The following is a 14,883-nucleotide window of genomic DNA, read 5'->3' on the forward strand; positions in this document are numbered from 1 at the left end:
CGGACCGCGTATTGAGTTGAGAGGAAAAGAGGGCGTTCTTCATCGCTCGTAAACAAATGCAGACATGCCTAGTCCCGAGCGATAGACGTCCCAGCGCGGGCGCTCACTGGCAGGGACTGCGGTTGGATTGATCGTGGCATCGCCGGTGGGGCGAGCACGACCGGTGGTCGCTATCGGCTGAATGCCAGGCTCGGAGGCTTGGCTGGGAGCTTTGGACGCAAAGCTCGCGATAACTTTCTCAATGGCCTTGTCGCGATCTGCGCTTTTCATGCTCGCAGCTTGCAGTCGCGCATCGAACAATCTGCCAAGGCCAGCAATGTGCTGGCACGCATCAAACGTGGTGGTAGCCGTCAGCCCAGCCTTCTTTGTTTCCTCAGCATCAAGTTGAGCAAAGCCTGTTCGGACCTGCTGGCCGCTAGCGATGGCCTCGGTCGCGAGCTGGATGGCTTCGTCACGATTCGTGGCCTGAATCGGAATTGGTTTGCGTCCTTCAATCGTGATGAGCAGCGGCTCGAACGAGCTCGCTTGCCGCACGATTGCCGTCAGCGGCCGGACCATTTCGGTCGGGGCGCATCGTTCGACCAGAGCCACGAATGCAGCGAGATCCATGGTGAAAGCCTTTTGTGAGGAGCTGAAGAGATCCGACGTTAGGCCGCGATCGCCAGACTTAATGGCGCGTCAATTGCACACCCCGAAATCTGACCGGCCGCTCGGATCGCGCCGAGAGCCTCATCGGTGATCGGCAACAAACCGGCGACGGCTTTGGTCGTCCCGATTTGACGAGGTGTTCCAAGGCGATGGAGCTGCCATCCGGCCCGGCGCAGGATGCGTTCCATGCGCAGATCAGTGACAGTTGCGATGGCCCGAAGATTGCGCTGCTGACCCCATTCGATCATTGCTGCAAACAGCAGGAACGTTGCCTTGCGCAGACCATTCTCTGCCGTTGCAGCAACAGTCTGTGTGTCAACGCAAAAACGCGAGCTCTCCCATATCGTGGTCGCCTTCGGCGCCGGGTTGCCATCAAGCAACACCGGGAACGTCTCGGCGAGCATGTTGCGCCCAGTGGTCGGCAGCAGCCGAACACAACCCACGACCTCAGTCTGCTCAAGCGCCAGCAGATATGTCGGCTTGAAGGTGTCGTACTGATCGATCTCCAGTCCGTATGAGACGGAGACGTCCCAGTCGAGCCGATCCTTGAACACGCGCCCTCGCAGGCGATGCATTCCGATTGTCAGTTCCGAATCGTGCAGGAGTGCCGCCCGGCTACGCACAATGACTTTCATTCTTAACCTCGAACTTACGAATCACAGCTTCGAGATCAAGAAAGCAGTCGTGGTCACGGCGTTGCGCTGTCAGTTCTGACAGGGCGCTATGGATTGGGCGCGAACCGTCTTCGCAAGCCGCGACTATCCGGGCGCACTTTGGAACTCGATAAAATCGCGACGTGCCAAGCTGACAGGTGAAGGAATGAAATTTTTCACCTCAATAAAACGGAGAAAAATTGTTGCTTTGGGTGACTCAGTCAGAGGTTGTTCGTCCTCTATCTCTCGGTTCGGGTTTGCCGATGTAGTTCTGAGGACGCGATATCGAATTGCTCATGCCGCAAAGCTGCCGCAACGTCAGAATACGGCCTGCACGTAAGGCGCGAATCGTTAGACTGTTCGCGTTGTGGGAACTAAGAATCGGCTGAAGTAGCGCAATGAAAGATGTCAAAAGAGCATATGATGAATTCGTCGATTGTCTTCACTCGGCCCATATGGAAGATGATTTTCGGCGCGTCGCGGAACGGACCGCGCATGCGTTCGGCTTCCGTTGGTTCGCCTATTTTGGCCACCGCGTGAATGGCCCCAGTCTGATCTCATCCTATCCGAAGAGTTGGACAAGCCACTATTTCCGGGAAGGGTATCACAACATCGATCCGGTTCTGCAGGAACCGCGAAATACAAGCCGGGTCTTCTTCTGGGATGGTCGTGAGGCGCGAAGCGCCAGATCACCCAAAGAGCGCCGTCTGTTTGATGATGCACTCAGCTTCAAGATCAGAACGGGGCTGACTGTTCGCATTCCCTCACGTCAAAACCAGTTTGCGGCATTTACCCTGGCGGTGGACGAGCGCAGCCTTGCGCTCGATCGTTTCATCGAGACCTCGCAGGACTTGTTGGAGATGGTAGGGCAGACGTACCACGCACATGTAAACGCCGCCAGAATCGGACGCCCGATCCCGGTCGGGCAGCAGGAATGCCTGCTGACTCCGCGCGAGCGGCAGTGTCTCGGTTGGATTTCTGACGGCAAGACAATGCAAGATGTAGCGGAGCTTCTTGGAATCAAGCCGCGGGGAGTAAAGTTTCACCTAGACAATGCCAGGCAAAATCTTGCTGCATCAACCCTCCCGCACGCTGTGGCCCTGGCGCTTCGGAAGGGGCTGCTCCCATAATGCGCCAAACAGCTGTCCACTGGCATGAAGTTCCAACGTTACGGTTCAATCAGGATGGCGGGTTGGAGAATCGCAACTGTCGAAAGCACCGTCCAATTAATTTATCGAATCGATCAGGCCTCTCGATTCAGAAGTTTAATGCTGGTGCTGAAGGCCGTTGAGGGTGCTCGGCGAGCGGTCTCGGAAAATAATGTCGGCTGTTGTGCGCCTCTGACTGCGAAGAAGATGGGCGTCACCCTGCGGGCCGCGCTGTTGGCTGCGCTGAAGCCCCGCGAGCGGGTCTTCCGGTGGGGTAGGCGCGGGACACCTCGTAAGAGGATATCCCTACGCCTCCCTCCAAACCGTGCGGGCACCTTTCAATGCACACGGCTTTCCGTACGCGCATGCTTTCGACCAGAAACGGTTGTTCGGCATGACGGGCACAGGACAATGGTCTTGCGCCGCCAACCGGACTGTTTCCAAACCGCCAGCACGCTTCGCAGATCTCCTACGCGGCGGAGGTGATGCATCTCAAATGGTCCGCTCGTACCGCCGCACGCTTCGCACCTGCGAGCGCTAAGTCGATCGATGAGATCATTTGGGTTTTTGACCCACCACGCACCTGCCGTGACGTTGTCCACAACAGGACTCGGCCAGAAGGTTTGAGTGAGATGCTTCAGTCTCCACAGCTTGATGCTGCGAAGCTTGCCACGAACTACAGAGCTAACCTCGTAGTCCGACCCATTCCACAGACATGCCATCGTTCTCGCTGTCGTCGTTCGATGTCGCATCGCCAGCGTCTTCACAAGACTACGGAACACAACAAGCTCCAGCAGTCCCAAGGCGCTTTTGATATCGTCGGCCAACGAATGGTAGTTCGCGAATCCACGGAACTCTGAGTTATAGGCGAGGACGGTTGCGACGTCGCTGGTAACAAGGAACTGTGCGCGATGGCGGCCAGTCTTCCTGGCGAGGTCGCCATAGCCGTGTCGCTTACAGAACTTGGTGACTTCCTTCCGTGGCACTCGCAAGCTGACATTGTCGGTGGTCGGGCGGCGTACCACGCGCCATGTCCGTCCGTCCGGTCCCGTGCGGCTGGTTTTCCGTCCAGCCCCGTAGGATGTGTATGTCGAGATGCGATAGCTGAGGAAGGTCACTCCCTTTGAAGCGGCGTGAACTCCACTTTTCTCGGGCGACACGGCGAGCTTCAAGGCGTGCGTCAAGAACTGTTCGACGCTCGCCATGATCTCACACGCTTCCCGCTTGCTCCCGATCACGCCGATGAGGAAGTCGTCGGCGTAGCGGCAGTAACGGAGCCTTTTGAAGTTGGGGTCCATCGGATCGACGGAAGGCACTTTCCGTCTCTCCTTGTTGACGGCTTTGATCTCTGCAAATGCAGCGTCGATCTCGGCCTGATCCGCACCGTCGGCACGGAGCCGTTCAATTTTGCGGCGGAGACGGAGCACGCGCCGTTCCAGCGCGGCATAGCGCGGGAATGGGCGCCGCACGCGGCCTTTGTCGAAGTCCGCTTTCATTGTCTGCATTTGCTGATCCAGCTCATGCAGATAGATGTTAGCGAGCAAGGGCGAGACAACGCCGCCCTGTGGCGTACCACTGTACGTGCGTCCGTAGACCCAATCTTCCATGTAACCTGCTTTGAGCATTCCTTCGATCAGGCCGATGAACCTATCGTCATCGATCCGTTTCCTCAGAAGCTCGAGCAGAATGTCATGGTCGATATTGTCGAAGAACCCACGCACATCCACTTCGACTAGCCACTTACAACCCGTCCAAGTCTTCTTGATGGTCTTAAGAGCGGTATGGCAGGATCGACCCGGGCGGAACCCATGCGACTCATCGAGGAACACAGGTTCGTAGATCGCTTCGAGCAATATCCTGACCGCCTCCTGGACGAGCCGGTCTTCCACCGTAGGGATACCCAGCGGTCGTGTTTTGCCGTTGTCCTTCGGGATATAAACCCTCCGGACCGGCCGGAAGCGATAAGTACCCTCTGCTAAGCGCCTGGCAATATCGGCAAGCTTCGCCAGCGACATGCCGTCGAAGGTCTTGCCATCTACACCGGGCGTCAGGGCTCCCTTGTTGCGGGAGACCTTTTCGTAGGCCCGCTCGAAGAGATGCGGAGATCTCATCAGGCGGTGAAGGCCATTTACGCGCTTACCCGACCGCGACAAAGTCGGCAGTGATTCAATTCTTCTCTGGATAGTAGCGGCCTGCATCAGCAGAACCTCTCCGTCGAAGAATCTCTTCTACGCATACTGCAAATGCCGCTGTTAACGGCATCGTCCTTCCCCCGATCGGAGGCGCTTTCGGTCCGGTCACTCGGCCTTATACGCATGATCGTCCACCTCGCGGCGGCTGTCCCGGCCATTACGTCGGGCATTTGGGTACTATGACGGCTCCGTCGCCATACAGGTTCTCGAAAGAGCCTGCTGTAGGCGATCCCGTAGTTACGCGTGTGGGGAGTTGCGGCATGTTTAGGTGTCCCGTTCGTCTCCTTGACCCACTGACAGTGGTCGTCCCACGCGGACTGGTGGCAGTTCGCACTGGGAGGTGCGATCTGCCCCGCGTGGCATAGCGTGTCAGCCGCGTTCGCTACGGCCAGCCCTTTGGCAACTGGAAACAGCGTGCGGGCCAGATCGAAGGCGTGATTCTGAGCGAGGGAAACTGGGATTCAGGCAATACAGCTTTCACCATGCATACCTTTACTATGTACTCTCCACCGGGCTGCGGCGCCCGATTTCGAGACGTTTCCCGGCATGCTCTGGTCCCGTTCCCCTTTCGAGGTTTCAGTCGTTTCCGACACCGGTAAGCCGGGCAAGTAAGAGGCATAACCAGCAGGCTCCATTCTTTCGAACACTCCCTTCTTCTCCACGCCTCTACGGCGCGCCCCTTGCGGGCTGCCATCCCTGACGCGAAGCGGCCCGAGCCCACCGGAAGCATGTAAGCCGAAACGCACATGGTTCGTCTCGCGGATACATGCCGGTCTGATTGACCGCGAGAACAGCCGCCGTCCTTTTTGTCCGAAGCGAATGTCGATTTGCCCAATTGGCGGTTGCCCCGCGAAATTTCCGCTTTCGTTCGATGTCCTCGAGGCCATAGGCAGATGGTGCCAGTCATCCTTTTTCAGACTGAGAACGAGTTCGGCGTGATGGTTTCCAGCGAATACGACGGCGATCAGGACGCCACCGTCCATGAATACGATCCCTGGTGCCCGGCTCATTGAGCCGGGTGACCGGCTGCCGCTGGCGCCATGCCGGCTGCAAGGGAAGCTTCGCCGCGCGCAGCCATCTGACAAATTCGACAGCTTGTCTGCGCGCCCTTGCGCCCGGCAGGCTTCGCGGCCGGTCGGAGATGTGCCGCAAGGCCAGGAACAAGTTAGACCAACAGAAGAAGGGGCCGGTCGTCGCCTGCGCAACGCCGGTGCAAACAATGAACAAGAGAGCAATCGAAGAGTTGCGCGAAAAGGTTGGCTGCGCTGCCCTGCTGGAGAAAGACGGCTGGAAGGTAGACCTCAAGGAAAGTACCCGCCGTGCGATCAAGTATCGCCGCGAGACGAACATCATCATCGTCATCCATCAGGGCCGCGGCTGGTTCGATCCCTTGTCGCCGGCAAAAGGGGACGTGTTTTCGCTTGCCGAACACCTCGGCGCCGACGGTTTCCTCGAGGCATGTGACCGTGTTGGGGATGTGGTTGGCTTCGTCCCGGCTGCGCCTGCGTGGCAGCGCCCGGCAAGGCCCAAGGCCCCCTCGTCCGTTGCAGAACGGTGGAAACGTCGTTTCAGACCGCGCCCCGGCTCCCCAGCCTGGCGCTATCTCATCGGCGAGCGGGCACTGCCAGCCTACATCGTGAAGCAGGCGGTCGGTGGCGATCGGTTGCGAGAGGGCCCCCAAGGCAGCATGTGGGCGGCGCATAGCGATTCTGCTGGAGCGCTCACAGGCTGGGAGGAACGTGGACCCGCATGGCGAGGCTTCGCCACGGACGGCGGCAAAGAGCTATTTCGGTTCGGATCGGAGGACGCCGAGCGGATCTGCATCACCGAGGCGGCTATTGATGCGATGAGCCTCGCCGCGATCGAGGTCGCGCGTGCTGACACGCTTTATGTCAGCACCGGCGGCGGTTGGTCGCCCGCAACCGATGACGCCATCCGCGGCTTGGCCAAGCGCGCCAACGCTCTTCTCGTGGCGGCAACCGACAACAATCGGCAAGGCGACATCTATGCCGACCGTGTTCGCGCCATCGTCGCGGATGCAAGCGCGGGGTACGTCCGATTGCGGCCGTGCGCCGGCGACTGGAATGAGGATTTAAGGGCCTGATGGCCACCTGATGCGGCTCGCGAGGGCGGCGCGCAGGCTGCGTGGCTGCACCCCGATGGCCTCCGCATGAGTGGGTTTCTATCCCTCGGCATCGAGCGAAGGAAAAGGGAATCGAACAATGAGGGAGGGTAAATGAAATGAAACGCTGCCGCACGCCCGGCCGGCGCGTCAAGGGTGAAGCTTCGCCCGCGTTCCGCGGCCCTTGACCCGCCGGACCTGCGATGCGGCCGGCGATGAGGTGTGATGAAGGACCGAAGTGACGAAGGGATCAGGCGGATCGCTCGCGCTGTCAGTCCGGCCAGGCCAAGAGGAGCCGCCCATGCACACCTCCCCCAGCATCCGCAAAGTCTTCGAGGGCGTTGCGACGCGCCACGAAATGCACCGCTTGTTCAATCGCCATCGTGGTGACCCTGCGATGGCCGAAGGTGAAGGCCAACGTCTCTTCGCCGGTGAGTGGTTCGAGGTCAACGAGCGGGAGCACGACTACATGCTCGAAATCCTGCCGCCGCTGTTCATGCGCGCTGACATGTTCGCGATGCGTGAATTCATGACGGGCAGCGTCACCAGCATCTTCTTCGCCCTTGCGATCGACGGAAAGCGGCGCTGGTTTCACGGCTATTGCGATCTTTCCGACCGGCTGTCGCTGGAGCGGATGAAGGCGGCGATCATCGAGCGCGAGTCACGGCCCGTGCGCGCGATGACGCGCGACGAGCGGCTCGAGCACATCTGGTCGAGCACGCATGACGATTATCGCGGCTAAGCCGGCGAGCGCTGGCCGCAGGCCGCGCGCGGCCGCCGCACTGTACTCGTCTATGCCGGCCAGAGCGGCACGGTCCTAAAGCTGCTCGACGACCTCACCGAGGCAGAGATCGCGGCCAAGCTGCCGGTGCAGTTCCGCCATCTGCCGGAGACTGTTGCCGCCTAGCCCGACCCCCCTCCCCGCCCCTCGGCAGCCCGGCCTCGCGCCGGGCGCCCGCATTTCAGAACCCGGCCCGCCGCGGGCCCACTCATCAACCCCCGCATCCCCGTGCCTGTCCATCGCAGCCCGCGGTTGGCGGACGGCGGCGCGCGCCCAACTGGAGGACATTTCCTATGCCGCACGACGATCCTTTTACCCTCGACCTCTTCGGCAATACCGCCCTTTCATCCAGCCTCGGCCTTGGCGTCACGGCCTTTGCCGCCGATTTCGGCGGTGACGACGACCATGAGCATGATCCACCGCCGTCGACGCTGGCCCCGGTAGGCCCGGCCATCGAAGCGGCGCGGCGCTCCGATGACGGTCCCCGCAAGCGCGGCGACAATTTGTATCTTTCCGGCGAGCGCGGACTCGCAAAGGGCTGGAAGCAGCGCGCCCGCGACAGCATCGCCGCAGTTCGGCTCGCAGCACAGATCGAGAGCGAGGAGCGCCCCGCGACGGCCGAGGAGCAGCGGCAACTGATCCGCTTTACCGGCTTCGGCGCCTCGGAGCTCGCCAATGGCGTTTTCCGAAGGCCCGGCGCAACCGAATTCGCGAAGGGCTGGGACGAGATCGGGGCCGATCTGCAGGATGCGGTCGATGAGGCTGACTACGCTTCGCTGGCACGCTGCACCCAGTACGCCCATTTCACGCCGGAGTTCATCGTCCAGACGATGTGGGCGGCTTTGCTGCGACTCGGCTGGCGCGGCGGCCGCGTGCTCGAGCCCGGCATCGGCACCGGCATGTTTCCGGCGCTGATGCCGCCAGTTCTACGCGAAGTCTCCCACGTCACCGGCGTCGAGCTCGATCCTGTCACGGCGCGCATCGCGCGGCTGTTGCAGCCCCGGGCGCGGATCGTCACCGGCGATTTCGCGCGCACCGAGCTGCCGGCGCGGTTCGACCTTGTGATCGGCAACCCGCCCTTCTCCGATCGCACCGTCCGCTCGGACCGCACGCTGCGCTCGCTCGGTCTGGGGCTCCACGACTACTTCATCGTTAAGGCGATCAAGCTGCTGAAGCCGGGCGGTCTTGCCGCCTTTGTCACGTCGCACGGCACGATGGATAAGGCGGATGGCTCGGCGCGCGCGCTGATCGCGAAGCACGCCGATCTCCTCAGTGCCATCCGTCTGCCGGAGGGTAGCTTCCGCGCCGATGCCGGCACCGACGTCGTGGTCGACATCCTGTTCTTCCGGCGGCGCAAGCAGGGCGAGCCCGAAGGCGACCTCTCGTGGCTCGAGCTCGACGAGGTGCGCCCGGCGACCGAGGACGAGGGCGCAATTCGCGTCAACCGCTGGTTCGCGTGCCATCGCCACCTTGTGCTCGGCGCGCACGCGCTGACCTCCGGCCCGTTTGGCGAGACCTACACCTGTGTGCCTGATGACGGCGAGGACCTCGCGACCGCGCTGGACGAGGCGATCACCCTCCTTCCGGCCGCAATCTATAACGGCGAACCGGAGGCGATCGACCCTGACTGCGAAGACGAGGCCGAGCCGGCGAAGTCGGAGAGCTCGGGGAGCCTCACGGCGCTCGAGGGTAGCTATCTCCTCGATAACCGGCATGGCTTGATGCAGATCCTCGACGGGAAGCCGGCTGCTGTCTGGGTGCGCAAGGGCCGCAGCGCCGATGGCATTCCGGAAAAGCATGTCCGAATCGTCCAGAAGCTGATCCCGATCCGCGACGCGGTGCGAGAGGTGCTGAAGTGCCAGGAGCTCGACTGGCCGTGGAAGGATGCGCAAGTCAAGCTGCGCATCGCTTGGTCTAACTTCGTGCGCGCCTTCGGGCCGATCAACACGACGGTCGTGTCGACGGCCGAGGACGACCAAACCGGTGAGGTCCGCGAAACGCACCGCAGGCCGAACCTGCAGCCATTCCTGGACGATCCGGACTGCTGGCTCGTCGCCTCGATCGAAGACTACGACCTCGAGTCGGATACGGCGAAGCCGGGTCCGATCTTCACCGAGCGGGTGATTGCTCCGCCGGCGCCGCCCGTCATCACCAGCGCCGCCGACGCGCTGGCCGTCGTTCTCAACGAGCGCGGGCATGTTGACCCCGACCACATCGCGGAGCTCGTGCACTGCGATGCGGACGACGTCATTGCCGAACTCGGCAGCGCCATCTTCCGCGATCCCAGCAGCGGCTCGTGGCAGACGGCGGACGCTTATCTGTCGGGTGCGGTCCGGTCGAAGCTTGCGGCGGCGGAAGCGGCGGCTGCGCTCGACCCCGCCTATGCGCGCAACGTGACCGCCCTGCGCGACGTGCAGCCTGCCGACCTCCGGCCCTCGGACATCACCGCGCGCCTTGGCGCGCCGTGGACTCCCGCCGCCGACATCGTCGCCTTCGTCAAGGAAACGATGGGCGCGGAGATCAGGATTCACCACATGCCGGAATGGCGTCGTGGACCGTGGAGGCCCGCCAGCTCGGCTGGCTGGCCGCCGGCACGTCGGAATGGGGCACGGAGCGGCGGCACGCCGGCCAGCTTCTCTCTGATGCGCTCAACTCCTCCGTCCCGCAGATCTTCGACACCATCAAAGACGGCGATAGCGAGCGTCGGGTCCTCAACGTCGTCGACACCGAGGCGGCAAAGGAGAAACTCTCGAGGATCAAGACCGCGTTCCAGAATTGGATCTGGTCCGATCCGGATCGGACCGACCGGCTGGCGCGGGTCTACAACGACCGCTTCAACAATATCGTGCCGCGCGCCTTCGACGGCTCCCATCTGAAGCTCCCGGGCGCTTCAGGCGCCTTCGTTCTCTACGAACATCAGAAGCGCGGGATCTGGCGCATCATCGCCTCGGGGGCGACCTATCTCGCCCACGCCGTCGGCGCCGGCAAGACGATGACGATGGCGGCTGCGATCATGGAGCAGCGCCGCCTCGGGCTGATCGCCAAAGCCATGCTTGTCGTTCCGGGCCATTGCCTGGCGCAGGCGGCGCGCGAGTTCCTGGCGCTCTATCCCGGCGCCCGCATCCTCGTCGCCGACGAGACCAACTTCACCAAGGACAAGCGGCATCGCTTCCTGTCGCGCGCCGCGACCGCGCCGTGGGATGCGATCATTATCACCCATTCGGCCTTCCGCTTCATCGGCGTCCCGTCCGCCTTCGAGCAGCAAATGATCCAGGATGAGCTCGAACTCTACGAGCAGCTCCTGACCAAGGTGGAAAGCGACGACCTCGTCTCGCGCAAGCGGCTCGAGCGGCTGAAGGAGGGATTGAAGGAACGGCTCGAAGCGCTGGCCACGCGCAAGGACGATCTCCTGACCATCTCCGAGATCGGCGTCGATCAGATCATCGTCGACGAGGCGCAGGAGTTTCGCAGGCTATCCTTCGCTACCAATATGTCGACATTGAAGGGCGTCGACCCCAACGGCTCGCAGCGCGCCTGGGACCTCTATGTGAAGTCGCGCTTCATCGAGACCAAGAACCCTGGGCGGGCGCTGGTGCTCGCCTCCGGCACGCCGATTACCAACACGCTCGGTGAGATGTTTTCGGTGCAGCGCTATCTCGGCTACGCCGCGCTCCTGGTTAGGGGCCTGCACGAGTTCGACGCCTGGGCCTCGACTTTCGGCGACGTCTCGACGGAGCTCGAGCTCCAGCCGTCCGGCAGGTACAAGCCGGTCACCCGCTTCGCCACCTTTGTGAACGTCCCTGAATTGATCGCCATTTCAGGTCCTTCGCCGACGTGGTGATGCCGGAGGACCTGCGGCAGTACGTGAAGGTCCCGGCGGTCTCGACGGGCAAGCGCCAGATCCTGACGGCAAAACCGACGCCGGCGTTCAAGCGCTACCAGGCCCTGCTCGACGCGCGGATCAAGGCGATCGAGACGCGCGGCCGGCCGCCGGAGCCGGGTGACGACATTTTGCTCTCGGTCATTACCGACGGGCGGCATGCGGCGATTGACCTGCGTCTGGTCGATCCGGACAGCGATAACGAACCGAACAACCAGTTGAATCTTCTTGTCGGTAACGCCTTCCGCATCTGGAAGGAGACGTCCGACAACAGTTACGTGCGCGCCGATGGCAAGCCGTACGAGCTGCCGGGCGCCGCGCAGATGATCTTCTCCGATCTCGGAACGATCAGCGTCGAGAAGACACGCGGCTTCTCGGCCTATCGCTGGATCAGAGACGAGCTCGTCCGCATGGGCGTGCCTCCGTCCGAGATCGCCTTCATGCAGGACTTTAGGAAGTCCGAGGCCAAGCAGCGTCTGTTCGGCGACGTACGCTCCGGCAAGGTCCGCTTCCTGATCGGCTCCTCAGATACAATGGGAACGGGCGTCAATGCGCAGCTTCGCCTGAAGGCGCTCCATCACCTCGACGTGCCGTGGCTGCCGTCGCAGATCGCACAGCGCGAGGGCCGGATCGAGCGCCAGGGCAACCAGCACGACGTGATCGACATCTTCGCCTATGCGACCGAGGGCTCGCTCGACGCGAGCATGTGGCAGAACAACGAGCGCAAGGCTCGCTTCATCGCCGCGGCGCTCTCCGGCGACACGTCGATCCGTCGGCTCGAGGACCTCGGCGAAGGCCAGGCCAACCAGTTCGCGATGGCCAAGGCGATCGCGAGCGGCGACCAGCGGCTGATGCTAAAGGCCGGGCTCGAAGCCGACGTCGCCCGGCTCGAGCGTCTGCGCGCGGCCCATATCGACGACCAGCACGCCGTCCGTCGGCAGATTCGGGACGCGGAACGCGACATCGAGTTCTGCACGCGGCGGATCGCGGAGGTCGGCAAGGATATCGAGCACCTCGTTCCGACCGCCGGCGACGCCTTCGCCGCGACCGTTGCCGGCAAGCGCTATGTCGAGCGCAAGGAGGCCGGCCGCGCCCTGATGAAGGAAATCCTGACCCTCGTCCAGCTCCAGCAGGAGCGCGAGACTATCATCGCCACGATCGGCGGGTTTGACCTCGCGTACTGCGGCGAGCGTTACAGCCGTGACGGCTATCGCTACACCACCATGCTGATCCGCACCGGGGATGAGCAAGAGATAGAGTTGCCCGTAACGGTGACGCCGCTCGGTGCGATCTCTCGCCTGGAGCACGCGCTCGACCCAGCGTCTCGCCGACGCACGTCGCCGGCTCTCCTCGTACCGGTCGCGGGAGGACGGCGAATTCGCACTTGCAGCCGACCTCGCCGAGAAGCGCCGGCAGTTGGCGGAGGTCGAGAATGCTCTCGCGACGGATGTGGAGGGCGCGGACGAGGCCGCAATCGCAGCGTGATGAGGGAGGAAGGGAAAACCGCGCTCGCAGATCGGCCAGGCCGGCAGCGCTAACGCTCAACCGCCGCCTGCGCGATCCCAGCCCGTCGTCCTTCGCAGGGCTGTTAGCCCTGCTCGTCCGGCCTGGCAGGGATGCTCGGCCGCAGTTGTGCCGGCCCGACCGCTCCGCGGGGTCGGGGGGTCTTCGGAAAGAAGACAAGGAAGGACCCGCAAGGCGGGGTCCGCGAACCCGAACAGGAGAAATCCCATGCATCTCATCAAGATTGATCCGCGTGCGCTGAACGAAAATCCCGACCGCATGCGCCAGACGAAGTCGACGCCGCAGGCCGACGCCCTGCTGCTTGCGACAATCAAGGCCGTCGGCATCGTCCAGCCACCCGTCATCACGCCCGAGACCGGCGGCGGCAACGGCTATGTCATCAATGCGGGTCATCGCCGCGTCAAGCAGGCGATCGCCGCCGGCCTCGAGGAGATCGACGTCCTCGTCGACGAGGCGGCGAACGACAACGGCGCCATGCGCTCGATGATCGAGAACATCGCGCGCGAGGCGCTCAATCCCGTCGACCAGTGGCGTGCGATCGAACGCCTCGTCGCGCTCGGGTGGACCGAAGAGGCAATCGGCGTCGCATTGACCCTGCCCGTCCGGCAGATCAGGAAGCTCCGCCTGCTCGCGAACGTGCTGCCGATCATGCTCGATCACATGGCCAAGGGCGACATGCCAGACGAACGTCAGCTTCGTACCATCGCCTCGGCCTCGCTCGATGAGCAGAAGGAGGTTTGGAAGAAGCACAAGCCCTCCAAGGCGGATCCGCAGGTGTCGTGGGGAAGCGTCGCGCAAGCCCTGACCAAGGCCCGCATGTACGCTCGTCACGCCAGCTTCGGTGACGACCTCGCCCAGGCCTACGGCATTCAGTGGGTCGAGGACCTGTTCGCACCAGCAGACGAGGACAGCCGCTACACCACAGATGTCGAGGCATTCCTCGGCGCGCAGCAGGAGTGGATGACGAACAACTTGCCGAAGAAGGGCATCATCGCCGAGACGACGAACTGGGGTGAGGTCAAGCTGCCGCCAAAGGCGGAGCGCGTCTACGGCAAGCCGTCGAAGTCGGATTGTACGGCGATGTATCTCGACCGGGACGGGCGGGTCTCGAGCGTGCATTACCGCATGCCTGCGGCGAAGAAGTCGAAGGACAAGGGCACGGCGGCCGGCGCGGATGCTGCCGATGAGAGCACAGCGGTCTCGAAGCCACGTCCTGAAGTGACGCGCAAGGGCGTCGAGATCATCGGCGACCTCCGGACGGACGCCCTCCACGAGGCGCTGGCGAGCGCCCCAGTCGAGGATGACGCGCTGATGGCGCTGTTGATCCTCGCCTTCGCCGGTCAGAACGTCTCGGTCGATTCCGGTAGCAGCGGTACCTATTACGGCAACCGCCGGATTGCGCGCCATGCCGCGACGCTGTTCGATCAGGACGGCAAGCTCGTCCTCGACATGGACACGCTGCGCGTTGCGGCGCGCTCGATCCTCGTTGAGGTTCTCTCGTGCCGGGAAAACGCACCGACAGCGGCATCGTTGCGCGCGTCGCAGGCCAAGTGGTCGGCGCGGACAACTTCCTGCCGAACATGGGAACCGACGACTTCCTGTCGTGCCTGTCGCGCACCGCGCTCGAAGGCTCGTGCAAGGACACCTCGGTTCTCCCGCGCCAAAAGGTGAAAGACACCCGCGCCGCTTTGGTCGAGCACTTCAAGGAAGGCCGCTTCGTTCATCCGGCTGCGCTGTTCGCTCCGGACAAGGTCAACTTACTGGCTTGGCTGGCAAAGAACGTGGTCACCGCCGCCGACGAGGCCGACGACCAGATCGAGGACCAGATCGAGGACCCTGGCGCTGGCGACGAGCACAGCGGCGAAGCCTTAGGTGACGAGGCGTTCCGTGAGGCGGCTGAATAGCCCGCACGCTATCGACAATCCGAATGACATC

The 14,883-nt window shown here is 62.7% G+C and carries 6 protein-coding genes and 3 pseudogenes; 5 read left to right on the forward strand and 4 right to left on the reverse strand.

Annotation, left to right across the window (positions count from 1 at the left end):
• Positions 1-39: 39 nt before the first annotated feature.
• Together GGD61_RS37080 and GGD61_RS37085 are read right to left on the reverse strand one after the other, a co-directional pair.
• Positions 40-609 (reverse strand): type IV secretion protein, encoded by a 570-nt coding sequence (locus GGD61_RS37080; protein WP_183232205.1) that lies wholly within the window; start codon positions 607-609, stop codon positions 40-42.
• A 38-nt stretch (positions 610-647) separates the two neighbouring features.
• Positions 648-1,283, reverse strand: coding sequence for an acyl-homoserine-lactone synthase (locus GGD61_RS37085; protein WP_183232206.1), 636 nt, complete (start codon positions 1,281-1,283; stop codon positions 648-650).
• Between the two features lie 416 nt (positions 1,284-1,699).
• On the opposite strand from GGD61_RS37085, the gene GGD61_RS37090 reads away from it, so the two are divergent.
• Complete coding sequence (locus GGD61_RS37090) at positions 1,700-2,431, forward strand: autoinducer binding domain-containing protein (RefSeq protein WP_183232207.1); 732 nt, start codon at positions 1,700-1,702, stop codon at positions 2,429-2,431.
• Between the two features lie 356 nt (positions 2,432-2,787).
• Here GGD61_RS37090 and ltrA read toward each other — a convergent pair whose 3' ends face one another.
• On the reverse strand, positions 2,788-4,647 hold the full coding sequence (gene ltrA / locus GGD61_RS37095) for a group II intron reverse transcriptase/maturase (protein ID WP_210311325.1): 1,860 nt from the start codon (positions 4,645-4,647) through the stop codon (positions 2,788-2,790).
• A gap of 455 nt (positions 4,648-5,102) precedes the next feature.
• Positions 5,103-5,624 (reverse strand): hypothetical protein, encoded by a 522-nt coding sequence (locus GGD61_RS37100; protein WP_183232208.1) that lies wholly within the window; start codon positions 5,622-5,624, stop codon positions 5,103-5,105.
• A gap of 236 nt (positions 5,625-5,860) precedes the next feature.
• Between GGD61_RS37100 and GGD61_RS37105 the strand changes: the two genes are divergently transcribed.
• The 4 genes and pseudogenes from GGD61_RS37105 (at position 5,861) to GGD61_RS37120 (ending at position 14,852) form a co-directional block, all read left to right on the forward strand.
• A complete protein-coding gene (locus GGD61_RS37105; protein WP_183232221.1) occupies positions 5,861-6,745 on the forward strand; it encodes a DUF3991 and toprim domain-containing protein in 885 nt (294 codons plus the stop codon).
• Between the two features lie 319 nt (positions 6,746-7,064).
• Positions 7,065-7,670, forward strand: a pseudogene (locus tag GGD61_RS37110) (DUF1419 domain-containing protein).
• 167 nt (positions 7,671-7,837) lie between these two features.
• Positions 7,838-12,909 (forward strand): annotated as a pseudogene (locus tag GGD61_RS37115) (N-6 DNA methylase).
• Positions 12,910-13,155: 246 nt separating this feature from the next.
• A pseudogene (locus tag GGD61_RS37120) lies at positions 13,156-14,852 on the forward strand (ParB/RepB/Spo0J family partition protein).
• Positions 14,853-14,883: the final 31 nt, after the last annotated feature.

The sequence above is a fragment of the Bradyrhizobium sp. SBR1B genome (assembly GCF_014198205.1).
Taxonomy (GTDB): domain Bacteria; phylum Pseudomonadota; class Alphaproteobacteria; order Rhizobiales; family Xanthobacteraceae; genus Bradyrhizobium.